This window comes from Ensifer sp. R1-3 (genome assembly GCF_056739175.1).
Genome location: NZ_CP096516.1, coordinates 620,638 through 647,408, shown reverse-complemented (window position 1 = coordinate 647,408; position 26,771 = coordinate 620,638). Strand labels below are relative to the sequence as shown.

The following is a 26,771-nucleotide window of genomic DNA, read 5'->3' as shown; positions in this document are numbered from 1 at the left end:
CCGGATCGCCATAGCCTGGGACGTGAAACCGCATGCGAAGACGAAAATGCTGCCTTCGGTACAAGACGCAAGGGAGCCTCGTTCCCCGGGGCGCTCGTCGATGCTCCCGGCAGATATTGCTCCAGCGGAGGCACTAGGACGTGGACAAAGGCGCGGTTTTTCCATCCAACTGGCAGAGTTCCTCCGGGAGCGCCGCGATTGTCCTGGTCACTGATCAGAATTACGCACTTCCGACATTTTCTGCCGCGCTGTCTGCTGATCAACACACGAAAGGCGCAGACACCGCAATTCGCATGTTCGTGGTCGGTGCTGAAGATACATGGGCCCGCCAATTTGACGAAGCGGTCGCCGGGACCAAGATTAAAGTCATTGCAGCAAGACTGCCGCAGTTGGCCGAGCTTTCCCCATACCACCGCGATCACTATCTGCCCCCTATAGCTCTCGCGAGATTTTGGATCGACAGTTTGCTTGATGACGGGGTCGACCGGTTTCTATATATTGACGGAGACACAATGGTCGATGGCGAACTTGATAGCCTCTTGGCCAGTACGCCGCCAGCGGAAGGTTTGATGGCCGCACCAGATTTTCTGAACATTTTCATGGACGAGGTCAGTCGTGGTAAGAAGCGCGATCTAGCCCATCTGGAAGGCATAGGCTGCCGGCCCGAAACTTACTTCAACTCCGGCGTGATCTACGCCTCACGCGAGGCGTGGAACGACATTGTTCCTGTCGCCATGAAATTCATGGTTGAGCACCCGGAACATTGCCCCGCCTCGGATCAGAGTGCGCTTAATCATGCGGTGCGTGGCCGCGTCACGATGCTCTCCCTCCGCTACAACTACCAGAGTGAACACATGATGGTGCTCGATCCGCGGAGACGAGGTATCGGTCCCGCAATATGGCACTTTACCGGGGGCCCCAAACCCTGGAACACACCCGGTTGGCCGTGGGATGAATCCTTCAATCGCTATTATTGCGCAGCCGAAATGCGCTTGCACGGAAGCACAATAGTTACACCGGTACCCCCGGAGGCCCAGACTAGGGCAGGCATAGCGCATCGGCGGCGTAGCAGAAGCAGAATGACTTGGGTTTATCCATGGCGAAAGATCACACGTAGAAGAAAAATCCTGCATCTTCTTGCCGACGACCGCTAACGGAAACTAGGCCGTAGCGGTCCGGGATGCCAGTATCGATGTACAGGCGATCCCGGTGACCTTTTCCAGTTGTGATCGCCAACCACACGTGAAACTTCCGCAGTTCGCGACCTACCCATTTAGATGCCGGAAATAGCGAACCTATACTCCGAATGGCGAGCTTGCCGGAGCGCAGAAGGGTATCCACACTTTAGACAACTGTGACCGTGCCACTGATGCCACCCAAGGGCAACCTTCTGACGCACCTAACGGTGCACCCAACTCGAACCGGTGAAGTTATGGATTCGATCCAACTCAATGTGGCGCCTATGAGGCCGCCCAGAGTCGCCGCACCGGGAGGTTGTCCCTGCTGTGCGTCGACCGGTACAAGGCCAATCTATCGGGCTTCTTCCATTCCCGTGCACAGTTGCATTCTGCTGGGGTCCGCGGAGGAAGCCCGCGCGTTCCCTGTACGCGATCTTGAGCTTGCCTACTGCCAAGGATGCGGCTTCATCTTTAACCGCATCTTCGACGAGTCGGTAATGGGCTATTCGACGAACTTCGAGGAATCCCAACATTTTTCGGACACGTTCGGCACATTCGCGAAGAAACTTGCCGGAGAGATCGTGGAGGTATGCGCAGTTGCGGGAAAACTCGTGCTCGAGATCGGCTGCGGCAAAGGAGAATTCCTGCGGGAACTCTGCGCCGTGGGTGGTGCGACCGGGCTCGGAATTGACCCGGGTTATCGGGCGGACAAGGGACGCGGCTGCGACGGCGGTCGCAGGCTGAACTTCATCGTCGACCATTTTGGGCCCAAATACGAGCATCTCAGTGCGGATGTAGTTCTTTGCCGTCATACGCTCGAACATATCGCGCCTGTACGGGAGTTCCTCCGCTCAATTCGACGACTCGCCGGCACGCGTAATGACACCTGGATTGTCTTTGAAACGCCGGATGCAAAGCGTGTTCTCAAGGAAGCCGCATTCTGGGATATCTACTACGAGCACTGTTCCTATTTCAGCCCTGGCACCCATGCCCGTGTCTTTCGGCAAGAGGGCTTCGACGTCACCGATCTCGAATTGGTCTATGGAGGCCAGTATATCGTCCAATACGCCAGACCGGCCGAAGGGCGAATGCGGCCGACGTTGCCGCTGGAGGATGACCTTGGCGAATTAGAGCGGCTCGTTGAGACCTTTTCAAACCGGGTAAGCTCATTTCAGGAGCAGTGGCACGAACGTGTTACCGCGGCGCACGCTTCTGGCCGCCGGATCGTCCTGTGGGGCGGCGGGTCGAAAGCAGTCTCTTTCCTGACGACGCTCGGCTTGGGCGAAGAAGTGGATGCGGCGGTTGACATCAATCCTTACAAACAAGGCAAGTACACCCCGGGCACCGGCCACCCCGTCGTCTCGCCGCAGGCATTGTTACAGCAGCCACCGGATTTGGTAATCGTGATGAACGCGATCTATGGCAATGAGGTTACCCAGGCGCTCAACTCTCTGGGCCTCAAGCCGGAGATTGTTGCAGTGGGAAAATGATAACCGGAGCGAAACATGTCGGTGCGGGTTTCCCTTGGATTGCCGGTGTACAACGGAGAGAACTTCATAGCCGAGGCGATTCAATCGCTTCTCGACCAGGATTTCGAGGACTTCGAGCTTATCATTACGGACAATGCGTCAACGGACAGAACGGCGGAAATCTGCCAGTCGTTCGCCGAACGCGACGCCCGGATATGCTATTTCAGGAATACACGGAACCTTGGAGCGGGAGGGAACTTCAACCGGGCTTTCAACTTGAGCTGCGGCACTTATTTCAAATGGTGCGCGCATGATGACCTGATCAGCGCCAACTTTCTCACGGACACTGTAAACGCTCTCGATGAGGATGCGGATGCCGTGATCGCATACCCTACTTTGCTCGGCATCGACCGGTATGGTGCAATGACTGCCTACCAGGAACGAGACTTGCCGAACATGAGGAATTTGCCGCCTGCGTCGCGCTTTCGGATATTGATTGCCGCGCACGGATGCGATGCGGCAATGTTCGGGCTGTGGCGACGGAGTTCCCTTGTTCAGACGTGTCTCCATGAGCCCTACTATGGCTCCGATTGCGCGCTCCTTGCCGAAATGGCACTGCTTGGCAAATTCGTCCGGGTACCAAGCGCAATTCTGTACAGTCGCGATCATCCGACACGATCGGTGAATTTGCACAGCAGTGAGCGCTTGCTTTGGCACAACCAGGACGCATCAGGCTCGAATCCCTTCGAATTGTCCAGCCGATTGAGGCATCTTGTGGTAATCGCCTATCGGCATAGACGCCAAGCACCAGTTCACCATTCGCTCTGTCATCTTGCGCTTTGGATGTTGGATCCTCCTCTGATAGGCCGACTTGTTCTGGAGGGCGTCGGCGCCTTTTCACCTCGACTTCGCGCCAAACTGCGCGCCATCGGGTTGCGCGCCTTAACGTCGATACAGGGTTCCTCGAACCAGCCGTCAACACGAATATGAACAAGCCGCACCTCACTTTCCAACCGATGGAGATTACCCGACCAGCATCGCCTTGTGATTCAACCGCACGACTGCGGCGAAAAAACCTGGTCATCGTGCGCGCGGGCCGCAACTCTTTGCATGCGGGCTGGACGGCGGGAACGGGGGAGGCTGAGTTCGATCTCCTCGTGGCCGCTTACGAGGAGCTTACGTCCGGCGCAAGTGATCAGTGGTCCGTCCTGTTACCTGGGCGAAAGATCGCCGGATACAACGAACTCTTCCAACGATATCCTGAACTGCTGGACCGCTACGAATACATCGCACTTATTGACGATGACATCAAAGCGACAAAGCAGGATATCAACCGGCTGTTTCAAATCGGTGCGGCTTACTGTCTCGACCTATTTCAACCAGCCTTGTCCTGGGACAGTCACTTCTCATACGCGGCGACGCTCGCCATTCACAGATTTCGACTGCGATTCACCAACACGGTGGAGATGATGTGTCCCGTATTCCGCGCGAAATACCTGCGTGTGGTACTCCCGTTATTTAGCCTCGGCTATGAAACGGGAATAGACCTTGTGTGGACGCGTCTTAACGACGATCCATGGTTCCGCTACGCGATTGTTGACGAGGTGGTCGTGACGCACACAAGGGTTATCGGCACGACGATGAAACAGCAGGGTTTCGCCCCGAACGAGTCTTACGACAGGCAAGTCGAAAGCGTGTTGAAGAGATTTGCAGCAGAGTTTCGCGGATTCGTCACTTACGCGGGAATAGACAAGCACGACCGCCTAATCTCATCTCGATATCTCATCGGGCTGCATTCACTAGCGACATGGACGGCCTGGCGCAGAACACCGGTGCCCCTAAAGTATTTTGTCCGGCTTGTTACTGATTATACACGCCACTGCTTCGTGCGCCCAACCAACCTTCACCGAATTCCCATTGCAGAAAACGCGCCGCGCTCAAGCGCAATTCGGACCGATTGCTGACAAATTTGCACGCCGTCAACGGCGGGCGATAAACGACTGAAGGCTCGATCCGGTATCATTTCCCCATTCCCAATTCACCGCCAGGCCCACGCGCAAAATTTGCAGCGGCGGATCGTCGGGATACAAATCAGTCAGAGCCCGTTGCATCACAGGTTCGTCATCGACAAAGACCACAAAGCGCTCTCCATCGAAGGGAATGCGGAGGCGGAAGGGCTTGCCCCAGTCGATCTTGGTCCACAGCATTGTCCACACCGCGTCATAAAGCTCTTCAAAACCGTGACGCTTGGTAAACAGCGCAATCGAGGAACCATGGTAATCATCGTCCAGATAAACCGTGAATGTGAGGTAATTGTCCCGATCCTGCCAGAATACGAGCCCTGTACGGCAACAATGCGCTTGACCGCGCTCTTCCCCGGGCGGCGTAATAGTGACTTCCAAATCGGCGAAGCCAACCTGATCCCACGGCAGCGTGTACAATGTTCTGTTCGGATGGGGCTTTTCAACGGTTCCTCGCACGCGCGCCGCACCGTTACCGGTGACATCAATCAAGCCGACACCGAAGGTTTTCCCCCAGGTTCCTCCGCCGATCCTCGGCGCGCGTCCCGCAAGATCCCCGAACGGGCCCGCGAAGTCGTCGACGATTTCGGCGTGATGGCCAAGCCGCAACCAAGGTGCCTCGAAGAGCACAAACGGCGGTATGGGCACTTCGCGTGGATGCGTTTCGAAATCTCGCATCTCCACGCCACCAGCGCCGTTAAACCATATGCCGGTGGCAGTAGCTTCTTCGAGCGGTTGATCGTCGATGCCGAAAAGGCGATCGCCATCCAGGTAACAACCGATTTGCCCATATCCGTCGAGAATCTGCAACGAATGAAGGGTGTCTGGCGCTAGGCTTCGGCGCGCGTCGCTGACAAGGATGACTTCTGCCCCCTGCTCTACTCGGATGAGCGCACTCCCTTCGCCAGACACCTTGAAGAGCCAGAAATTGTCACCATCCCGAACGCGCCACGCAAGACCGCAAGCACCCGGAGTATCGCCGGTCGCGGCGATCGCATGAATGAGCCCCGAAGGAACGCCAGGGTCGGATGTTGCCAGGGCGACACCATCACCTCCGACGGCCCCCGTGTCCGTGCGATCAACATTGCCGCGCAAAACACGCCAAGAACCACTCCGTCCAGCAATATCGCTGGCCACCGCGTCTCTCGTCATCGGGTCACCGACATGGGCTGTCCCGAACCGAGACGTTAAATCCGGTACTTTGTGCACTCTTATGCCATGAATGCGCGTATCGACGCGAAAACCAATCTGGCCGAGTACGCATTGATGCACGCCGGCGTAGAGGGTCTCGTCGTCATTGAAGGGATCGATGGCGATCGGTCGCATCATCGGGAAGGCAGCGAGCCCATGCGCTCCCTCCATGGCGGCGGCATAGTAGATTGCACCCCGCTCACGCAAAGCGACGAAATAGTAGATCTGCAAGTTCTTCAGGCCGCGAAATGCACTGAGACAGCGCGTCCCGACCCGCGTCCACAATTCTCCGTTTTCCCCTTTTGCTGCATGCACGATGAAGCCGCATCCGTCAGAAAGAGGGTCGCGGGGTGCATCGCTCGTAAACCAGCCCAGCGCGAGATTTTCGTTGAAATCAGGAAGCTTGTAGGTAGTCCTTGTGCTGCGTGCCCACCAGAGGAAGCGCCTGAACGTCCCTTTTTTGCGCGGACCGCAAGCCCAGGAAACGAGCCGGTTCGGCCAAGGGTCAGCATTAGCGCCTAACGCCCAGCGATGAATGCGCCTCAGGATGTGCTCTCCGATGGTTGTGCCCTGTGACGTGTTGTGCCCGTTCGTTACGGAGACAGCCATGACGAGCCCGCTCGCACGGCGGAAAGGGCCATAGGCGATCCCCTGGCGTGCCCAACCAGGTTTGACGAGCGGTTGAAACCGGAGTGTTCCATGGTCGATAGCGATCTGCCGTTCACTATCACAGCCGCCCCTAATCACACCGTTAGTGGTATGAGTTCCTATGACCGTGCCGGCGGCGCGATCGTCGGAAAAGGCATCCGCGACCAGCAGCCCGCCAGAATCATCTCGCGGCCCCACATCGATTGCGACCGATACAGTCATCGACATCCCTTCCCGTTCTCCGACGTGTCGTAACAAAAGCTCGTGTTGCAACGCCGCATCAAGCGACGACGATTTCCGGCGCAAGACCGATCGCGTTCGCAATTCGTGCAATCTCATGGCGGTAGATCGGATTCACGATAATGATCGCCTCGACTAAACACCCTCGCAAGGACTCGGGCGAGAGAACCGGCGTTCCAGTCCCCGGTGCAAATCGCCCTTGCTTGTACGTGTTGACGTCGACAAGCGCACCGATCCCCGCTGCCAACGGGACCGCATTCACGAAGGTGACGCCCTTTGAACCGGCTCCCCAGACCACCACCCTTTCGAGGTTGTGTTTAGAAAGGAAGTTCTGCCAATGCGTGACCTTGTCGCGATGCAGTCCCTCGAATTTGCGGACCAACAACGCACACTCCTCAGACTCTGCCGCTTCCGCAAGCGGGTGCACTCTACCGGCGCGCGCTTCAATGAACAAATACTGGTCGCCAAATGAGCTTCCAGCGCTCAGCACGTCGAATCCCGCCGCCTCGACGGCGATCCGCAGTGAGTGCGCGGTGAAATAGGACACGTGTTCGTAGATGAGATCCCAGATGCCCAACTCGCGCAGGGTGTAAAGGGCATTTGGGACCTCAAAATAGAATATGGTTTCGGGCCCAATGCCGGGGTGAGCGCGCAGTGCTCGCAAGAAGGCGATCGGGTCGGCGATGTGTTCTATGACGTGACGACAGGACACGAGGTCCGGCCGCAAATCGGCATAGCGGTCGTCGAACCAATCCCTGACAAAACGAACCTGGGGAACGAGCGCGCCACGGTCTTCCTCAAAGCTCTTGTCGAAACCGATGCCCGTGGCGCCGCTGAGCGCACAAAGGCGCTTCAAAAAATCTCCTTTACCGCAGCCGACATCGATGACCGTCTTGCCAGCGAGTGCATAGCTATTGCTCAGTCGGCCTGCCAGAGCCTCGACGAAGGCTACGAATCGCGGAGAAAAATGCAGAGAGTTCTCATAGCTTTGGGTGTAGCCGATCCGCTGTTCCTCGAAGGCGGCATTGAAGAAATGCGTGCAACGGCGACAGAAGGCGCCGCAGAATCGGCCCGTTTCTGCTGTACGTGCCGAAGCCGCGCTCGAATGGAGAGCGTTGCAAAGCACGGGTATTGCCTCGAACGTGACCCAAGGCAGTAGCTCTCGCCCACAGCAAACTGGGCATTCGCTGCGAAGATCTGACGCGATCGTCTCAATTTCAACTGCTTGCGCGCACCTCATGCCAGCTCCTCACACGTACTCTCACAAGATGCGGGGAACCGGGACAGGAATGATAAACTTTCCACCACGCGTGTGATAGTCGGCTTGCTGGGCGAGAATCTCGTCAGCGAAATTCCAGGCAAGCAGAAGCACGTAGTCCGGTTGGGCTTGGACAAGGGCCTCCGTCGAGCGTATCGGCAGACGCTGGCCAGGCATATACTTGCCTTGCTTGTGGACGTTGCGGTCGACGACGAAGTCTATGAGGTCACGTCCGATCCCGATCGTGTTGATCAGCGTCGCTCCCTTGGCCGCCGCCCCATAGGCGGCAATCGAGGAGCCCTCTGATTTCAGCCTGTGCAGCAGTGCCAAGAGCTCACGCTTCAATACGTCGACCTTCGCAGAGAAATTGCGGAAATAGTCGATCGTATCGATCCCCAACGCGGTTTCCTGCGCAAGCCGTTCCTTCACGGCGGCTCCCACGCGCTGCCTGAGCTCCACATAAAGACGAAGGGACCCCCCGTGGATCGAGAGAGGCTTGATCTCGTTGAGATAGAGGCCGTGGCGACGAAAGAGCCTGTCTAGCGCCGTGACGGAGAAGTAGCAGAGATGTTCGTGATAAATTGTGTCGAACTCGCAATGCTCGATTAGTGGCACGACATAGGGCACCTCGATCACCGCCACACCATCTTCCTTGAGGAGACGTGCTATACCGGCGACAAAGCCATTTGTGTCGGCGACGTGGGCGAGTACGTTGTTGGCGTGAATGACGTCGGCAACGGCGCCCTCTGCACGAAGCGTTTCGGCGAGATCTCGAGTGAAAAAGGTGCAGCGCGTTTGCACGCCTATCCTTTCGGCGGCTGCGGCAGGCCCATCGGCGGGATCGATTCCGAGCACCTTGACTCCCGCCTCGACATAGTTCTTGAGCAGGTATCCGTCGTTGCTCGCCAATTCGATGACGAGGCTCTCCGGGCCCAAGTTGCGGCAGGCGATGAGACTGAGCGCGTTTTCGCGCGAATGTTCTAACAGGGCGGGTGAGAAAGAGGAATAGTAGGGGTAATCGTCCGCAAAGAGGATGTTTGGACTTACCGTTTCGGTGATCTGGGCGAGGCTACAGTCTCTGCAGAACGCGACGCGCAACGGGAAGATCAGTTCGGGCTTGTCGATGTCCCCGTCGACGAGAAGGCGATCGACAAGCGGTGTTGCGCCCAGGTCGAGAAAGGTTTCGAGACGCGTTCCGCCGCAGGACCGGCATGCGTGCTCCGTAACAGAGTTTAGCGTTTCATGCAGCATGTTGGTACCACCCTCGCGCGCTTTAGACCGCGAGCGCCATCGTAGGAACGGAAACCCGGCGTAGGTCTTCGTCCAACTCGCCATTGCGGATCAGCTTCTTCACATGGGCGATGCGCTTGAAGCGCTCGCCTTCAAAATCCTCGAGGGAGAGGCCAACCGAGCAGAACGCCTCGTAAAGCTGCTCGACGCCGCGCCGAGCCGTCCATTGGGGCTTGAAGGCGTGCAAGCGCCGACCAATGTAGTTGCAATCCACTCGGTAGCATCGCGTATCCGGACCCGCATCGGCCGCGAACTCGATCCGACTGTTTGGGACGATGGCTTGGACGATGTCGGCGATTTCGCGAACCTGGTAGTTCTCGGTGGTCAGTCCCACATTGAAGGCCTGGTTGTGGACAAGCTCACGATCGGCCTCGAGCGCGGCAATATAGGCGCGAGCAATATCTTCCACATGCACGATCGGACGCCAAGGAGAGCCATCGCTCTTGAGGTAGATTTGCCCGGTGGTGAATGCCCATGCGGTCAGATTGTTGAGGACAAGATCAAAACGGATGCGCGGCGACAGACCGTAGGCCGTGGAAGCGCGCAGGAAAGTAGGGCTGAAGCATTCGTCCGCCATAGGGGCAACCGCGTGCTCTACTTCAACCTTGGAAATGCCATACGGCGTGACCGGGTTGAAAGCGGCGCTTTCGGTCAAAAAACCCGAGCCTGCGGCTCCGTAATTGCTGCAGGACGAGGCAAAAAGGAAACGCGGCACGCCTGCCCTTTTTGCAAGCCGCGCCAGGGTCACGGAAGCTTCGCAGTTGATCTGTTGGGTGAGGTTCGGGCGATAATCCCCAAGAGGGTCGTTGGAGAGCCCTGCGAGGTGTATGACGGCGTCGAAACCGGCCAGATCGTCGATGACAATGTCACGGACATCCTCTTCCATCGTCGGCGTATCGTCGAGGGTGCCTTCGAACGTGCAGGAGCGGAAAATATCACTGTCGAGCCCGGTCACGTCGTGATCGCGCTGATGCAGCATCGGCGTCAGAACGGCCCCTATGTAGCCGCGGTGGCCAGTAACCAGCACCTTCATCTATTCACTCCCACGTTTTCCAGGGCGCGTTTCCGCTGTCCCAAAGTGTCTGCAGGATGTGCTTCTCCCGCAATGTATCCATGCATTGCCAGAAGGTTTCATGGCGGTACGCCATCAGTTGGCCATCAGACGCGAGGCGCTGCATCGGTGCGTGCTCGAACATGTCTTCGTCGCCGCCGATGTAATCGCGCACGCCCGGCTCAAGCACGAAGAACGCTCCGTTGATCCAACCTTCCGAAGCCTGCGGCTTCTCGGTGAATTCGACGACGCGGTTGCCGTCGAACTGAATGTGTCCGTAGCGCGCGGGCGGACGCACGGCCGTCATTGTCGCGAGTTTGCCGTGACTACGGTGAAAGGCGACGAGTTCGTCCAGATCGATGTTCGAAACGCCGTCGCCCCAGGTGAGCATGAAGGTACCGTTGTTCATCCAGTCGATCAGGCGCTTGATGCGGCCGCCCGTCAGCGTTTTGAGACCGGTCTCGACGAGATCGACGGACCAGTCCGGGGCGGCATTCGTGTGACGCCTCACGTTCCCGGTCGCCGCGTTAACCGTTAGGGTGCCATTGAGTGCGATGTAGTCGCTGAACCAGCGTTTGATGTACTCACCCTTGTAGCCCAGCGCGATCGCAAACTCCCGATGGCCGAAGTGAGAGTAGTGCATCATGATGTGCCAGAGGATCGGCATGCCGCCGATCTCGACCATCGGCTTGGGTCGAACCTCCGTTTCTTCGGCCAGCCTCGTGCCGAAGCCACCAGCCAAGATACCCACTTTCATGAAGAACCTCCTCACGAAGACTGTCTGCCTGACGCAGGCGATTTCAGCTACGATGCATGTTCAGTGCCGAGCAAACAACACGGGCGAACGGATGATGGACACGCACACCTGGGACGTCAGGCAGGCCCTTTGCAGGATCCTCGATAGCCGTATGCGGCGTCGATTTAAGCCCTTTGATGTAGCCGATTGGTCTGCGTCGTCCGTCATCTTCGCGCCGCATCCAGACGATGAGACGCTGGGTTGCGGCGGCGTTTCAGCGAAGAAGCTTGCTTCAGGCGTTGAGGTCCGCTTTGTCTTCGTTACCGACGGCGCAGCGTCTCATCGGAGGCTCATCGGTCCTGAAGAATTGCGGTCCAGGAGGGAGTCCGAAGCGCTGGAGGCGGTCCACCGTCTCGGTGCCTCCTCCGAAAGTGTGACCTTCTTACGCTTTCCTGATGCGGAGGCATCGCACCACATTCATGCGATAACTAAAGCGATCGTGCCGTTACTCGAAAGATGGCGGCCGCAAAGCGTGTTTGTCACCCATGCAAAAGACCCGCCTTCCGACCATATCGCCGTCAACGCCGCCGTGCGGGCGGCACTTCGCTGGCATGGTCGCCCGCTCACCGTCTTCGAGTACCCGGTATGGTATTGGTATCACTGGCCCTGGGTTCGTCCCGCGGGCGATCTTCCCGGCATGTGGCGAACCACTCTGCGGCAGACGGTCAAGACCGTCGCCGGGCTGCGTGCGCTGTCTGCCCTCAACACGCTGGTCCCGATCGGCGAATTCCTCGACGTAAAGCGCCACGCACTGGCAGCACATGTTTCGCAGACTCAACGCCCGGAAGACAAGGATGATTGGCAGACACTTTCAGATCTCTCAAGCGGTGAGTTCGTTGCGCGGCTGCTTGCAGACCATGAAGTGTTCACGCGCTACCGGGTCAATTTTTAGCGACCTACGTCGTGCGGTCTTCATCCTTGCGGTAAGCATCGCGACAACAAACTGCGATGTCAGCCATGGAAACGAAAACCCCGAAGGCATAGCTCTTAATGGCCTTACCTTCGAACGGAAGGAAATTGCCGATCATTCGGGAGATGTGAAGCTCGTCGGCGATGTTGATGGTGATGGTCAACTCGATTTCGTTCTCGGCGGACTTCCAGAGGATCCGCTGTCATGGTGGCACGGTCCCGATCTGCGCAAGACGACCATCGCCACCCCCCGCACCGAGTTCACCACCGATGGCGTGCTTGCCGATGTCGACAGCGATGGTGATCTCGACATTGTCACCGCCGACGGATCTGACGGCGTCAATGTAATCTGGTTCGAAAATCCGCGCCCGAACGGAGACCCGGCCGATGGTCAAAAATGGAAACGCCACGAGCTCGGAGCAGCGGGCGGTTGGGGCAAGGACATTAAGGCTGCAGATTTCGACGGCGACGGCCGTTTAGACATCGTCGTGCGAGCGCCTGGCGAAGTAATGATCTTTTTCCAGAATGAGCCGATCGCCTGGGTCGGTGTCGCCTTTCCCTCCTTTAATCTAGGCGAAGAGGGCATGGCGATCGGAGACATCGACAGCGACGGCAATACCGACCTGGTCCTATGCGGTGTATGGGCGCACAATCCCGGCGGAGCAGCGGCACGCGATGCACCTCGATGGCAGAGCCATCCGGTTGGCCCGTTCAACCCGGCATTCAAGGCGCTCGTTATCGATATCGACCAAGACGGACGTGTCGACATTCTGTCGTCGAGCTCAGAGCACACGGCTGATGTCGCGTGGTTCCGCGCCGAAAACGGACCGTCGGGCCGGTGGGCCCGCCATGTCATTCAACCAGCCGTGGCAGGTGCTCACACCCTACAGGCAGCCGACATGGACAGAGATGGCGACATTGACGTTGTGGTCGGGCAAATGCATCAGACGGAGGAGCGGGCCCTCGCCGTCCATTATAACCGCGACGGACGCGGAACGCGCTGGACTCGGCAGATCATAGACGACACCGGTTTGCACAACGGGGTTGTCGCGGACCTCGATAGCGACGACGATTTCGATATCTATGGGGCCAACTGGGCGGGTCATCCGCCCCTCAGGGTCTGGATCAACCGTCTCAACCCTCCCGCCCCGATCCATCGGCTCGATAGGTGGGTCTATCACCGGATCACCAACGCGCATGTGCGTTCTTTCGGGCTGGCCTTTGCCGACATGGATGGCGACGGGCGAACGGATATCGTGTCCGGCCCGTTCTGGTACCGTCAGCCACCCCTGCCATGGCAGAAAGGATGGGAGCAGATCCGGCTCGGCGAAGGATTGGACGCGGTCCAAGCCCTCGATCTCGACGGGGACGGGCGCGCGGAGGCCACCGCCCAACGCAACAGGGGCAAAACGCTGCAATTCCATTGGCTGAAGATTGTCGATGCCGCAGCGCACAAGTTCGAGGAGCACGTGATTGGCGAGGTGGCTGCCGCGACGCATGACCTTGGCTCGCAAGGCCACGTATTCGCCCAGATCGTCGAAGGCGGTCTTCCGGAGCTGGCGGTCTCGAGCGGCGGCGGGGTCTTCTATTTCACGATCCCCGACGATCCGACAGCCCCCTGGCCAAGGACGCGCATCTGCGCAGAGGCCTCCGATGAGGGAATAGCCTTCACCGATCTCGATGGCGATGGCCTAATTGACCTTGTCGCCTCGACGGGGGAAGCCAAGGAGGTCGCGTGGTGGCGCAACCCGGGCGATGGTTCGAAAGATTGGCAGCGACGAGACATCGGGAAGGTGCCAGAAATGGTTTACCCGGATCGGGTGGCAGCGGCTGACCTCGACGGCGAGGGTTACCCGGATATCGTCGTGACGGAGGAAAACGGTGCCGCTGACGGTGCGAGGGCCTCTTGGTGGCGCGGCCCAGCCACTGGCTCATTCAATTGGGAGCGGCACGAAATCACTTCGCGAGGCTCAATCAACAGCCTTTCGGTCGCTGATATGGACGGCGATGGCAGGTTGGACCTAGTCATGGCCGAGCACCGCGGCGCGCTTCGAATGTCGGTTTGGCGCAATGTCGGCGGCGGAAATTTTATCGAGCAGTTGATCGGGGAAGGTTTCGAAAGCCATCTCGGCGCGCGCGCGGTCGATCTCGACGGCGACGGCGATCTCGACATCGTGTCGATCGGGTGGGACGCCCCGGGCGCGATCCATGCTTGGCGTAATGATGCGGTCGAGCAAATGCCGTCGGCCCCTGAAGCCGGCCAGTTACGACGATAGGATGTATTGCTCACTGCGGGGGATGCACCGGTCAATCAATCGGCGTATTGCCACCAACCCGATGTAGGTCTCGATGGAGCTTTGCGGATTTGCCATTCTCAAGGTAGTCGGCTCCGTTTCCGAGCCGAGGCAGGAATGATTTGCCGACGCACGGAGAATGGGCCCATGAGACTGGTTAAAAGGCTGCTCGACGCTTTTTCCGAAAGACGTGTGGTTGCCACGGGAGAGGCCGCCGGATTGACGCTGGTCTCGAGAGATGCCGATCCGGAATTCGGGCGCGGTACCTATGAGCGGCCAATCCAACAGGCGATTGCATCGAATCTGGCGCCTGGTGACGCCTTCTTCGATATTGGCGCCAATATCGGTTTCTTCTCCCTCATCGCTGCGCGCCGGGTCGGAACGGAAGGCCAAGTCTACGCCTTTGAGCCGGTGCCGAGGAATGCCGCCGCGATCCGTCGAAGCGCGCAGCTCAACGGCTTCCACGCCATTCGGGTGTTCCCCGAGGCGGTTGGGGCGACGATCGGCCGCGCAGAGCTTCTTTTGGCGCGCCACATCGGGGGGGCCGCACTCGCCTCGGCCGAAGCACCACCCGATATGAACGGCTATCTCGAAGTCGATGTGACAACACTTGACGATGCGATCGCCCGGCACGGCCTGCGGCCCCCGTCGCTGGTCAAGATCGACGTCGAAGGTGCTGAGATCGAAGTCCTTCGTGGCATGACGGAAACGTTGCGAGCCCATCGACCGAGCATCATCTACGAAATCGATGACGCGACGCGCGAGGGTCTTGACCGTAAGGCTCGCCAAATCGCCGCGCTTCTGACATCGGCCGGCTATGTTCTCGCGGCACTGCCGCCGTCCTATACCGAGCAGTCTTGGCACGTCCAACATTTGCTCGCGGAAGCAATGTAAACCGCGCCAGGTGCCGGGATATGACGGGAGGCGAAGAAAAGCATGTACAGACAAGCGCGAAATGCGGTGCGCGACGTTCTTCGGACGCGCGCGCCCTACCTGGTTCGCTACATCAGTACGTTTCATCTCACCGATGACCGCAGACTCCTCGAGACGGTTATTCTCCCCTATCTGCGCGACGATCCTGCTGTAAAACGTGTCCTGTTTGTCGGCTGCGAGTGGTACACGAAGCCTTGTGAATCGAAGTTTCGCGGCAAGGAATATTGGACGATCGACATAGATCCCAATAAACGCCGCTTCGGTGCGCGACGCCATATGATTGATGCTCTGAGGAACCTTGAACGGCATAGGCCCGCCGATTACTTCGATGCGGTTATCTGCAATGGCGTCTTCATGAAAACGGCAATCGAAATGCGCGACGACGCTGAAGCCTCGTTCCGGGCATGCTGGCGTTGTCTGCGCCCCGGCGGCTGGTTCGTTCTCGGCTGGAATGACATCGACGAGTTGCGGCCCTATCCTCCCTCGGAGAGCCCGACGCTTGCGGCTTTTACGCGCACTTCATTTCCCCCGCTGGGTGTGAGCGAGCATCGGACGGACACAAGTTACGGACACACTTATACGTTTTTCCGGAAGCCTGAAGCCATTCAGGAAGGCCTTTAAGGAAAACACGTCTAATTTCAAAGTCTTGGATGGGATGACCGGATTGAGGAAACGAAACCTGGACCTAGCTCCTAGCTACTAGCTGTGCTCACCTGCTCACCCGCTCATAAACGGACCTTAGCCGCTCCGCGCGCGCCTCCCACGAATAAAGCGCGACGGCGCGCTCGCGTCCTTCGGTCCCCATTCCTCTTGCGCGGGCGGGATCATCCAGAACGGTGATTAGTGCCTGCGAGAGTTCGCCGGGAGCATCGGCCTCCACCAACATCCCGGTATGTCCGTCCAGGATGGATTCACACATACCCCCGACCCGCGTTCCCACCACCGGAATTCCACAGGCCATTCCTTCCACGACAGAAATCCCGAAGCTCTCGCTGAGCGACGGATTCACCACGATATCGGCGTCGTGGTAGGCCGCAACGAGTTCCTTGTGGGACACATTGCCAAGGAACCGGATCCGATGCCGTAGCCTGTGGCGATCCATGAGTTCGTCCAGGTGTTGCTGATATCTGCATCTGTTCCATTGGTCGTAGAAACGGTTGAGATCCAAGACCCGCGGGTCTGACGAGAGGCTGGTCAGGAAGTCAACAGGGAGAGGAGAATAGGGGCCAGCGATCCGCAGTTCCACGTCCGGGAAGCGCAGCGCGACTTCACTGAAGGCCTCTACGAGCGTGTGAAGCCCCTTTTCTGGTGATATTCGCCCGACGAACAGGATTACACGCCCGGTTCTTGCGTCACCTGATGCTCCCGCTTCGCTCGGTCGAAAATGGAAGACATCGACGCCGTTGCCGACGGAGGCAACAGCTCCGGGATAGTCCGGGAATGCAGAACGAAATGTTTCGGCTATGTGATCGCTGACGGCGACCACGGCATCCACTACCTCAAGTTGGGAGGCCACCTGATCGCGGTCACGCTGCGACAACCACTCGCATTGCATCTCGAGCACGAGCCTATGAGATGAGCCGGGCGGCTTTAGAGCCCGGCTCCACTTCCAATAGTTCATCAGATGGACGACATCCGGCCGGTCCAACGCCAGATAACGACGGATTTCGTTCCTATATTGGGAATGGTCGTCGGCCTTCCGGTCCAGTTGCGTCCAACGCGCCGGGCGAGGAAATTCGCGGATAACCTTTTGCAGCAGCCTGTCGCGCCGTACCGGAGCTCGCCGCAAAGCGAATGGCAGGTCCGCGGGAACTCTGTCGTCCCGGTAGTGTCTTCCATAGACCGTGATGTGCAAGCTGTTACTGAGATGAAGCGCGGTATTGTAGACAATCAGCCCGATCGAATTCTGAACCGGCGGGAAAAGTCTATCGTAGGGCTGCCCGACATAGACCAGCTTCATTCATGCCCCCAACGTGTGCTCACGCGACTTTTCTGAGTTCATGAGAGCTTTGCGACTTGGAGAGGTGTTCGGCAAGGCGCCTTATGCCCTCTTCGAGTGGAACCAAGGGACGGTTCAAGAGTGCCTTCATCTTGCTCGTGTCAGGGCACCGGCGCGTCATGTCGCCCTCTGTAAGCGGTGGAAGGAACTCCAATTTCGACGATGAGCCCAGCACGCCGATTACAATTTCGGCAAGTTGTCGAATGCTCACTTCCAGATCGCTGCCGACGTTGATGACATCGTTCTCGTGCGAGCGAGTTCGGTGCACCGCAATGCACGTGTCAACCGTGTCGTCAACATAACAGAAGGTGCGCGTTTGCGAACCATCCCCGTAAATGGTCAGGGGCACCCCGAGAAGTGCAGCCCGCACAAATCGCGGCAGCACGAAATCTTCGCTCTGGCGTGGTCCATAGGTGTTGAAGAATCGGAAAATGGTGAAGGGGAGCCCGAATTCACGCTCATAGGTGCGTAGATAGACTTCTCCAAGATTCTTCACGACAGCATATGGCAAGCGCGAGTTCAGCGGCGTGGTGTTCTCATTCTGGGGAATCTCAAATGGCTCGCCATAAACTTCTGATGAGGAAGCGAAGTACACACGCTCGGCGCCCGTGTTCTTGCACAGTCTCAGCACGTTCTCGATCCCGGCAATATCGCGCAACACGAGTAATGGGTTTGCCAAGGTGCGCTGCACGCCGACGACCGCTGCGAAATGGAAGACATGTGTGAAATGGAAGCGATAGAACAAGGAGGAGATGTCGTCGAAATCGTTCGCATCCGACCTTATGACGGTGAGGTTTCCGGCGTCGATTTGCACTTTATCGCGACTGCCGGTCGACAGGTTGTCAGCCACGACCACTTGGGTCTGAGGGAGTTTGACCAAGGCGCGAGTGAGTGCGCTGCCGATGTTGCCCGCACCTCCAGTGATCAAAATTGACTGTGCCATCATCCCACCTGTACCAAGCACCCGATCGCGGCCGCAGATGCGTCGGCCCAGCCACAACAGGACCTTGCCGCTCATAAGCGGAGAAGTCCCCAGGCTCTTTGCTGCGCTCGAGATTGAGTGTCGCAGCGAACGATTTATTTGACAACTTCGGTTGAATAAGCATTTCGACTGTTCTCCTTTTGGCGCAACTCAACTTTTTAGAGATGAAGAGGTCCTCGCAGAATACATCCAATTTGCTGATTGCCGGGAACTACTTCACTGCAATAATTGAGACGATGCTCCATTCTCAACATTGGGACGAAAGCATATGCAACACATGAACACTGGTCCTGATGCCGAAAAACTGCTGAACCGCATCCGGACGCGGGACTTCACGATCGGTATTATGGGGCTTGGATACGTCGGATTGCCGCTCGCTATGAGCTCGCTTGAGGCGGGGTTCAGGGTAATCGGTTTCGACATCGACCAGTCGCGGGTCGCGCTGCTCAACCGCGGCGAAAGCGGAATAAAGCATCTGCCTGGCCCAGCCATTCAGCAGGCTGTTGAGAGCAAGCGGTTTCGCGCCACCAGCGATTTCTCTGAGTTGAGCATGCCTGATGCGATCCTGATAGCGGTTCCGACGCCGCTTACCAGAAATCGGGAGCCAAACCTGTCGTTTGTCGAAAACAGCGCAAGGTCGATCGCTGAGCGGCTCCGTCCTGGGCAACTTGTCGTCTTAGAGTCGACCACTTGGCCAGGCACGACACGAGAAATCGTGCGGCCGCTGCTGGAAGCGACGAACCTTGTCGTTGGAAAGGATTTTTTTCTTGCATATTCGCCCGAGCGCGAAGACCCCGGAAACGAAGTGCACACTACCACCAGTGTTCCGAAGGTGATCGGCGCCGACGATCCGTCTTCACTGGAAGTTGCGCAAGCACTGTACAGCCAGATTATCGTGCGGACTGTTCCCGTGACTTCGACCGCAACCGCGGAGGCGGTCAAGCTAACGGAGAACATATTTCGCTCCGTGAACATTGCCTTGGTCAACGAGCTGAAGGTCATTTTCGACAGGATGGGCATCGATGTTTGGGAAGTGATCGAAGCCGCCAAGACAAAGCCGTTCGGATATATGGCGTTCTACCCCGGACCGGGCCTCGGCGGCCACTGCATCCCCATCGACCCGTTCTACCTGACATGGAAGGCTCGCGAGTACGAAGTAGCAACGCGCTTCATAGAATTAGCTGGAGAGGTCAACACGAACATGCCGCACTACGTTGTTGACCGCCTTGTGGAGGCTTTGGACCGCAGAGCCCGCCGCGGCTTGAACGAATCTCGAATCCTATTGATCGGGATGGCTTACAAGAAGAATGTGGGGGATACACGAGAGAGCCCGTCGCTACGGCTAATCGACCTGATGGAGCGACGGGGCGCAGTCGTTGACTACCACGACCCTTACGTACCTGAGATTCCCGCCACAAGAGAGTATGCCGAGTTAGCAGGTCGGCGCTCGGTGGATATTTCAGCCGACCGCCTGGCCTCGTTTGATGCCGTTGTCATTACGACAGATCATGATGCCATTGATTGGAAAACCGTCGTTGAAGGTGCAAAGCTGGTGGTCGACACCAGAAATGTCTGTGCACGCTTCCATGTGAGCGCCCCTAATGTGGTAAAGGCATAAACTGCCCGACTGCAAGGCTGCGTTGGATAGCGTCAGCGAATTGTATTCTGACAAGCCGCCGATTTGAGGTAGTTACCGGGAAACGCCGCGGCGACCTTGTCAGTGCGCTTGTGAGAGCGCTGCCAATTTCCGCGATGATCTGGTTTGCTCCTATTCGCGAAGGCTTAGAAGCATGTCGCGAGCTTTGAGCAGGTCCGCACGCACCAGCAGGACGGCTGCGGCAATATAGATGGGAGCGCCAATCGCAATCCCTGCTGCCACTGTGACAGCCTGCGGAAGATCATCCGGAGCGGCCAGCAACCATGCACTAACGATTGCGAACATGAGTGCGGCCGCGCCTGCCAATCTCGGGAAGATTGCCAACGGCTTCGACACGTCGATATGAGCCGTATGCTGTACGTAGAAGAGAAAGACCGGCAGCAGGAGCAAGTTGCAGGCGACGAGCGCAGCAATTACTGCCTCCAGACTAATCTGTGCTGCGGCGGTGAGCAGGACGAGACTGAAAAGCGTATAAGTCATGTTCAGTTTCAGGACCAATTTCGAATGGCCGAGCGCAAGAATCGTATACGCACACAAGCTGTCGATCGTACGCTGCAATCCCAGTATCATGAGGATCTGGACGGCGACCACGGCGCTTGCCCATTGTGGCCCGAAGACCAAGGGAACGGCGACAGGCGCGATTGCGGCAAAGCCCACGAAGGCGGGGAAGCCAGCAATTGCGGCCATCCGCACGCTGGTGTTGAAGAAGTGGTCGATCTTGTCCGGTTCGCGCTGGACTCTGGCCACGGCCGGCATCGTTATCGCCGCCAAAGGACCGAGTAGGAACTCCCCCAAAAGGTCAAGGGGGCGACGGGCGATGGCGTAAACGCCAACAGCAACAGGCCCGAGAAACAGACCAAGGATGACTTTTGGAATCTCTTCGTTCACGAAAGTCCATAGAGTTTGGACGATGACAGGACCGGCAAACCCAAACAATTCGCGGCAGCGCGTGTAAGAATACGCCATACGGGGCCGCCACGAACTCCCGAGAAGAATAACCGTTGTTTCTACAATCGCCTTTGCGACCTGCATCAAGACCAGGCTCCACATGCCATAGCCGGCGATCGCCATGGTCAAACCAACGGTCCCGCCGACCATCGTTCCGGTCAGTGTGCGCAGTGTGAAGAGGCGGAAATTTAGCTCACGCTTGAGGACCGCCGTTGGAACTGCCGCCAAGGACTGAACCACGACAATTATGCCCGTCCAGCGCACGAGGTCCTCGAGAAGCGGTTCGCCGAAGGCCTCGGCGACCACTCCGGCGAACGCCCAGATGAGAGCGCTCAGCGTTGCGCCGGTCGCAACAAGCAGCCAGAACGCTGAATCCAGATGAATGGGCTCTATCTCCGCGCGCTGGACAAGTGCATCAGGTATCCCTCTGGTCACCACCGTTGCTAGAATGGTTGGAGCAATCATGGCGAGTGTGGCGAGACCGAATTCCTCCGGACCTAGATGGCGAGCCAGAATGATGAAGACAGCGAACATGGCGACTTGACGGCCCCAGGTCTCGACGGCTGCCCATGCCGCGCTGCTGACAACCTTTTTGCCTAGCGAAGTCATCTCGGATCCTCGGACATTCGCGGGAATCTGGATCTCGGAGAGTTAAATTGCATGGGCGCGGATCATCTCCTACGGCGTGTGCTATTCGCCCGATCCGGTTTGGTACATGCAAGTCCGCTGCCACTTACCAAATTCCGTAGTTGTGGTGTGCGATCAGGCTAGCGGTCTTGGGGATGAAGGCAAATCTCTCCATTTTAGGGAGGGCGTAAACCCTCCCACTCCTTTCGCAGGGCCATCGCATGTGGCGCGAACCAGGAGAGCGGAGGCAGATGGGGGAAGCAACCTCGCAACCAACGGCATATTTGCATAGGTTTGCTGAGGTGCAGTGGCGTTTGGCGGCGGGCTCGTCGTCGGCAGACCTCGGCGGCCGAAGGCGACCTGCGACGACAAGCCCTACCAAATCATTGCAGGTCCTTACTCCGTTTGGCGCCCTTGCATTCCGCGCAACAATTGCCAAGGATTACATGAGGCAAGTTGCGCCTAATCGCATGCCTTCGGTCTGCGTTGCATAGTTGGAACCGGCAGCCCATGCAGATCTCGTTCGTCGGCCTTTTAATCTGTGCGGGGATATTGGTAATAGGCTATTATTGCCGCGCTCCCTTGATCATTGGCCTCATCGTCTCGCTGGCTTTCGGTGCCACTGCAGTTATGACTCTCAGCGCGATTGGAGGCTCGTCGCCGCTCATCTACACCTTCTTCGCCGCGCTCTTGATAACGGCAGTTGTCAGCAGACGGCGCATGTGGCGGGACCTTGGTCACGTGTTCGGGAAAATTCGACCGGTTTGGGTGCTCGCGGGCCTGATGCTCTATGCCATTGTCGGCGCATGGTTGTTTCCGCGCTTCTTTGCGGGACAGACGAGCGTATTCGTTCAGGCAGCCATGAGGCGCGGGGTCATTGAGGCTCCGCTTGCGCCGGTCTCGGGCAACATCACCCAAACCGGATACTTTGTTCTGGGTGGCCTCACCGCGATCGCCTTATGCGTCCTACTCCTGCACGAAAATAGGTTGGAGAGTATCCGACGCGGATTTCTTCTGTGGTGTAGTGTTCACGTCGTCTTCGGACTCCTTGATTTGCTGGGCAAGGTCGCTGGAGCCGGCGATATCCTGTCGCCCATCCGCACGGCCAGCTACGCCATGCTTACCGAGGTCATCGAAAATGGCTTTTGGCGCATCACTGGGGCCGCATCCGAGGCATCGTCCTTCGGCGGCGGCTCATTGGTCTGCCTCTCATTTTGTTACGTTTATTGGCGCAAGACAAAGTCACGCGTGGCTCAGGCACTGGCCTTCCTCTTACTCGTCCTCTTGCTTCTTTCCACGTCTTCCGTTGCCTATGTCGGCCTAGCCGTACTGAGCATTCCCGTGGCACTTTCCATTTCGTGGTCGTTTCTGTCCGGCCGAATGGACAAGGACGAGATCCTGATCATCGCGTTGCTTGCGCTCGCAGCCGTCACTGTCCTGGCAATCGTGCAGTACGATGAAGAATTCTTCGCGCCTTTTGTCCATCTGATCGATTCCATGGTTCTCAACAAAGCCAGTTCCGCGTCCGGTCAGGAGCGTGCCTACTGGAATATTAAAAGCCTCCAGGCGTTCGTTGAGACGGGGGGTCTCGGCGTCGGCTTGGGCAGTTCGCGTGCCTCGAGCTGGCCGATTGCGGTGGCTTCGCAGCTTGGCCTAGTTGGCGGGGTTATGATGGTGACGCTGTTGCTGGTTATACTCAGGGGCATGGGAAGCCTAAAGGGGCACATCGACCCCGAAACAAATGCGGTGGTATCGAGCGTGCAAGCTTGCGCGCTGGGTTCCGTCGCCGCTGGATCTTTGGGTGCTGGGAGTGCCGATCCGGGCATGATTTTCTTCATTGCTCTTGCCGTGATCTCAACGAGCAGAGTGAATGCCCGCAAAAGCAGAGATGCCACAATTCGCACCATACAGCTTGGTCAGCCTGAGCCTCTCGCTTACCGACCCGCCACGCATTAATATGCCGAAAAGGCGGAGCGCCGCGGGCTGTCACATTCGGCAAAGAACTTCTTCGCCGTCGCGGCCTCGGTCCCCTCCATTTTCCGACGGGCCTGCCGATTCCCTCAACACTTCCGTTCGCCCGCCTTGGCGCAACGACCGGTTCGGATCGAGTTGCATCTCCGTTTCCATTCAGTTCTCAAGATGCCTGACACGAGCACTCCGAGCAATCAGTGGATCAGTGGCTTAGGGTCAGTCGTTTGTCGTTGGGTCGTGACGTCGTGACGGGTACTGGGGAACAGTTGCTCGACAGCTTGACGGCTTGGCCTAAGATGGGAGGCCTGGTCAGCCGCGATGAGGGAGGGCGATCGGGCGATTGGCCTTTGTTGGGCATCAAAATCGTTGCATTTAGATATTTGTAACGTTCTGTGCGCGAATGTCTATTCGACGCCAAGGATGCTCGATGAACGCTAAGGAGTACACACTGGTCGCTCTGTTAGGCTCATTCCGCAGTCCTGCCTAACTGTTTGAAATCAGCACCCCTGTGGAAGCGCGCACAATGGCATGAACACGCTAAGTAGCTCAAGAGGTGAATGTATCGCCTGAAAAGAGGCTGTTCAGCTTGCAAGCCACCTCGGTTCGGTTGGTAGCCTTCAGTTTTTTCATGATGTGGCGGATATGGACCTTGACCGTGCTTTCGCGGAGCTTGAGTTCGTAGGCTATGATCTTGTTCGCCTTGCCTTTTCGCAGCGCCTCGACCACTTCCGCTTGACGTACGGTGAACATCCCCGCTAGCGGCGAGACTTCTCGCTTCTCAGTCGCGATCAGGCGGCGTGCCGCGAGAACGCTGCTCGCCGGCACAAAGACGCCGCCCGCTATCGCCAAACCGATCGCTTCAATGCACACGTCCACGCCGACAGATGTCGGGATATAACCTTGCGCGCCGCTTTCAAGAACCCGCAAGATTTGAGCAATGTCGTCGCTGTCGGACAGGACAACGACGGGTGCGGGGCGAAATAGGGATGCGAGCCTCGGGATATCTGTCGCGATTTCGCCGTCTTGGCGCGCACCGATATTGAGGAGGACGGCTGCGACCGGAGGGCAGTTACCCTTCATCTGCCGCCAATCGTCAATCGATCCGTAGGCGGCGACATCCATGGCGAGACCGTGATTGATCAGGGTCCTCGCCAAGCATTCGCGACCTAACGCCCTACCATCAAGGATGAGCAAACACCGCTTGTATACTTTTTCGAGTGACTGCTCTTTCCTTTCGTTTGCCACTGGCGAGACACTTTTTGCCCCGTGCGACTCATGCGTGAATGCCGACACTTTCCCTAAATCTGGTATCGAAGAAGCCATTGCCGATTCCCTTTGGTACCGTTAAGAAAATATTTTCCGAAAGAGCTGCACGGACCATCGAAGCAATATTCGACCGAAATCTTACTATAAATTTCTTTACGAGCGCTTCTTTCTTATTCCCTTGGGCCGTTACTACCCAAAATTTATTGTCGATCAAAGCACTAATACAATTTGCCAGCAGATGGCCCTGAAGAGGACATCCAAAAAGGTCGCGGGCATATTTCTCGGCGAGTTGCCTGCACGATTTACATTTGAACCTGGAGTCCTCTGCTGTCCCAACGGATCAGCTCTATTCGGCCATGCTCGATCCAATAGTGGCGCATGCTGCCGGCCGACGCCCCGGGGCAAATCGTCTCCTATCCACGACGGGGCCGATTGGTTGGAAAAGTGGCAAACCGCGTCGTTCGAGATGCCCACGTCGAAGAAGATCGGGTTCGCGAGAAAGGGGGAACGTCACATGCTACTGCACATATGCTGTTCCGCATCGGCGACGGTGGATGTCGTTCATCTCCTCAAAATAGTATGCAGCCGCAAGGTCTAATCACCTCAACCTTCGAATTAAGTGATGTGGCGCGCCATTTGGCAATTACCGAATGAGAGGCATAGCTACCATCTTCGAGGTAAGCCCGGTATCGCCTATTCACCTTTTGTAGAAGCATGTTAAGCGCGCCCCTCTTCAGGAGGAAGGCATTGCGCTCCCGTTTCCGACTTTGAAGGCTGCAAAGTCCGGCCCCAGCCTCGCTTCTGTTGCGGGCACCATTTCGGGGATGATGTTGTCCGGAAGCTTGCGGGCACACGGCATGTTGCAATACTGGATTACTGGGCATCAGCTTTCGCGATGGCGCCCATTGACGCCTGTCTCAGCCGCCTCGTCGTTGATGACGTCTGCTTTCCCTTTAGACCGCCCTGCGCGAACTCTGACGAAGGTAAGCCGGCATCCTTCATCTCTTGAAGGCGAAAGCTTGCAGTCTTCAGCGGGACATGCTTTGAATCGTTCAGCCATTCGAGCCTCCTGTCGGCTCGTCTCGGTCAGGGCCTCGCGGTAGTGCAAACACCCGCTTGAGGCCCGATTTTACTGATGGGAACAGTGCCCTGCGACGGAGTGTGTCTTGGAACAGGGCAAAGCGACATTTATGTTTGACGGCATCGTCACGACACCTGAGCAGCGACGGCTGGGAGAGAAATGTGCTCTCGCTCCAAGGGACACCGGATGGAAAACCCCAAGGTTGCACCCCGTGTAAGGGCAATCATCATCGAGCAGTTGGGTGTCGACCCTGCCCGCGCTACGGACGACGCGTCCATAGTCGACGACCTCGGCGCCGATTCTCTCGAAGTGGCGCAAATTGTCATGATGATCGAGGACGAGTTCAATATCGAAATTTCAGACGAGTCGGCTGACGCCGTTGTCACGGTTGGAGATGCCATCTACGTCGTGGTCGCGTCAAAAACTAAGAGCTAACCAGCGTCAGCGAAAAAAAGGCCCTGAAGGCGCCGGCTACCCACGCATACGCCAAGAAGCAGAGTCAGGAATCAGGACTGGGTGTTCGGCCTGCAGCTATCGGGTTCAGCCGCTGAGAATTCGCGCTGAGCGTCTGCGCCAGGCACTCTAGACGGCGCCGCCCGAGCTTTTTAGAGTCATTCCCGCTCAGGCTGTGCAAACGAGCAAAAAACCGTCTCGCCGCTCCGGCTTATTACTCCGGAGAACACCGCTACTCCTCAAACTCGTGATCGAGGAAATATGGCATTCGCCGTGTTGCCAAACTCGCTCGACAGACCGCTAACCTTGCGCGCATATCGACGGCAGGCAGGCCAGATGCACCGTCGTGCCAGCGACAATCTAAATCACGACATCTCGCCAGCGCCGCAGGAACACTGCGCAGACCTCCCCACGATACGGGATGAGCATTGGAGATCTTGCGAACAAGGCATTTTCAACCCGCAGTAAGAAGAAGACTAGGGCGAGCGCCTGGAATTGCTTCGGGCAGC

General features: G+C 57.6%; 20 protein-coding genes. 11 read left to right on the top strand and 9 right to left on the bottom strand.

Annotated features, from left to right (window positions below; all coding sequences use genetic code 11):
* Window positions 1–140 precede the first annotated feature (140 nt).
* The 4 genes from M1D43_RS20420 (at window position 141) to M1D43_RS20405 (ending at window position 4,611) form a co-directional block, all read left to right on the top strand.
* On the top strand, window positions 141–1,154 hold the full coding sequence (locus M1D43_RS20420; RefSeq protein ID WP_004435672.1) for a glycosyltransferase family 8 protein: 1,014 nt from the start codon (window positions 141–143) through the stop codon (window positions 1,152–1,154).
* Between the two features lie 521 nt (window positions 1,155–1,675).
* On the top strand, window positions 1,676–2,668 hold the full coding sequence (locus tag M1D43_RS20415) for a class I SAM-dependent methyltransferase (protein ID WP_498814474.1): 993 nt from the start codon (window positions 1,676–1,678) through the stop codon (window positions 2,666–2,668).
* A gap of 15 nt (window positions 2,669–2,683) precedes the next feature.
* Window positions 2,684–3,637: a glycosyltransferase family 2 protein gene (locus tag M1D43_RS20410; RefSeq protein WP_004435678.1), complete on the top strand. Its 954-nt coding sequence runs from the start codon at window positions 2,684–2,686 to the stop codon at window positions 3,635–3,637.
* Window positions 3,634–4,611 carry a DUF707 domain-containing protein gene (locus M1D43_RS20405; protein ID WP_080573428.1) on the top strand — a complete coding sequence of 326 codons (978 nt, stop codon included), beginning with the start codon at window positions 3,634–3,636 and terminating at the stop codon, window positions 4,609–4,611. The genes M1D43_RS20410 and M1D43_RS20405 overlap by 4 nt, the downstream gene beginning before the upstream one ends.
* Before the next feature lie 15 nt (window positions 4,612–4,626).
* On the opposite strand, the gene M1D43_RS20400 is transcribed toward M1D43_RS20405, so the two are convergent.
* The 5 genes from M1D43_RS20400 to rfbF form a co-directional block, all read right to left on the bottom strand.
* Entirely contained in the window at window positions 4,627–6,729 is a 2,103-nt protein-coding gene (locus tag M1D43_RS20400; RefSeq protein WP_498814472.1) for a DNA-binding protein, read from the bottom strand.
* Between the two features lie 58 nt (window positions 6,730–6,787).
* Window positions 6,788–7,873 carry a class I SAM-dependent methyltransferase gene (locus M1D43_RS20395; RefSeq protein WP_004435686.1) on the bottom strand — a complete coding sequence of 362 codons (1,086 nt, stop codon included), beginning with the start codon at window positions 7,871–7,873 and terminating at the stop codon, window positions 6,788–6,790.
* A gap of 135 nt (window positions 7,874–8,008) precedes the next feature.
* Entirely contained in the window at window positions 8,009–9,256 is a 1,248-nt protein-coding gene (locus tag M1D43_RS20390) for a class I SAM-dependent methyltransferase (protein WP_004435688.1), read from the bottom strand.
* A 22-nt stretch (window positions 9,257–9,278) separates the two neighbouring features.
* Window positions 9,279–10,328, bottom strand: a complete 1,050-nt coding sequence (locus tag M1D43_RS20385) for an NAD-dependent epimerase/dehydratase family protein (RefSeq protein WP_004435695.1) — start codon at window positions 10,326–10,328, stop codon at window positions 9,279–9,281.
* Between the two features lie 4 nt (window positions 10,329–10,332).
* The gene (gene rfbF, locus M1D43_RS20380) at window positions 10,333–11,103 is read right to left on the bottom strand and encodes a glucose-1-phosphate cytidylyltransferase (protein ID WP_004435696.1); all 771 of its coding nucleotides are present in this window, start codon (window positions 11,101–11,103) and stop codon (window positions 10,333–10,335) included.
* Here rfbF and M1D43_RS20375 point away from each other — a divergent pair.
* The 4 genes from M1D43_RS20375 (at window position 11,102) to M1D43_RS20360 (ending at window position 15,899) form a co-directional block, all read left to right on the top strand.
* The gene (locus tag M1D43_RS20375; protein ID WP_004435699.1) at window positions 11,102–12,034 is read left to right on the top strand and encodes a PIG-L deacetylase family protein; all 933 of its coding nucleotides are present in this window, start codon (window positions 11,102–11,104) and stop codon (window positions 12,032–12,034) included. The genes rfbF and M1D43_RS20375 overlap by 2 nt on opposite strands.
* Before the next feature lie 145 nt (window positions 12,035–12,179).
* Window positions 12,180–14,327: an FG-GAP repeat domain-containing protein gene (locus M1D43_RS20370; protein WP_004435705.1), complete on the top strand. Its 2,148-nt coding sequence runs from the start codon at window positions 12,180–12,182 to the stop codon at window positions 14,325–14,327.
* A gap of 165 nt (window positions 14,328–14,492) precedes the next feature.
* Window positions 14,493–15,239, top strand: coding sequence for an FkbM family methyltransferase (locus M1D43_RS20365; protein WP_004435707.1), 747 nt, complete (start codon window positions 14,493–14,495; stop codon window positions 15,237–15,239).
* Window positions 15,240–15,281: 42 nt separating this feature from the next.
* Window positions 15,282–15,899: a class I SAM-dependent methyltransferase gene (locus M1D43_RS20360; protein ID WP_004435709.1), complete on the top strand. Its 618-nt coding sequence runs from the start codon at window positions 15,282–15,284 to the stop codon at window positions 15,897–15,899.
* 88 nt (window positions 15,900–15,987) lie between these two features.
* Here M1D43_RS20360 and M1D43_RS20355 read toward each other — a convergent pair whose 3' ends face one another.
* Both M1D43_RS20355 and M1D43_RS20350 read right to left on the bottom strand, forming a co-directional pair.
* Window positions 15,988–17,238, bottom strand: a complete 1,251-nt coding sequence (locus M1D43_RS20355) for a glycosyltransferase family 4 protein (protein WP_004435712.1) — start codon at window positions 17,236–17,238, stop codon at window positions 15,988–15,990.
* Between the two features lie 19 nt (window positions 17,239–17,257).
* Complete coding sequence (locus M1D43_RS20350; RefSeq protein WP_004435715.1) at window positions 17,258–18,295, bottom strand: NAD-dependent epimerase/dehydratase family protein; 1,038 nt, start codon at window positions 18,293–18,295, stop codon at window positions 17,258–17,260.
* A 232-nt stretch (window positions 18,296–18,527) separates the two neighbouring features.
* On the opposite strand from M1D43_RS20350, the gene M1D43_RS20345 reads away from it, so the two are divergent.
* A complete protein-coding gene (locus M1D43_RS20345; protein ID WP_004435718.1) occupies window positions 18,528–19,877 on the top strand; it encodes a nucleotide sugar dehydrogenase in 1,350 nt (449 codons plus the stop codon).
* A gap of 150 nt (window positions 19,878–20,027) precedes the next feature.
* On the opposite strand, the gene M1D43_RS20340 is transcribed toward M1D43_RS20345, so the two are convergent.
* The gene (locus tag M1D43_RS20340) at window positions 20,028–21,473 is read right to left on the bottom strand and encodes a lipopolysaccharide biosynthesis protein (protein ID WP_498814469.1); all 1,446 of its coding nucleotides are present in this window, start codon (window positions 21,471–21,473) and stop codon (window positions 20,028–20,030) included.
* Between the two features lie 528 nt (window positions 21,474–22,001).
* Here M1D43_RS20340 and M1D43_RS20335 point away from each other — a divergent pair.
* Window positions 22,002–23,447: a hypothetical protein gene (locus M1D43_RS20335; protein ID WP_017264244.1), complete on the top strand. Its 1,446-nt coding sequence runs from the start codon at window positions 22,002–22,004 to the stop codon at window positions 23,445–23,447.
* Window positions 23,448–24,008: 561 nt separating this feature from the next.
* On the opposite strand, the gene M1D43_RS20330 is transcribed toward M1D43_RS20335, so the two are convergent.
* Window positions 24,009–24,785, bottom strand: a complete 777-nt coding sequence (locus tag M1D43_RS20330; protein WP_498814467.1) for a LuxR C-terminal-related transcriptional regulator — start codon at window positions 24,783–24,785, stop codon at window positions 24,009–24,011.
* A 1,210-nt stretch (window positions 24,786–25,995) separates the two neighbouring features.
* Here M1D43_RS20330 and acpP point away from each other — a divergent pair.
* The gene (acpP, locus tag M1D43_RS20325; protein WP_004435732.1) at window positions 25,996–26,244 is read left to right on the top strand and encodes an acyl carrier protein; all 249 of its coding nucleotides are present in this window, start codon (window positions 25,996–25,998) and stop codon (window positions 26,242–26,244) included.
* Window positions 26,245–26,771: the final 527 nt, after the last annotated feature.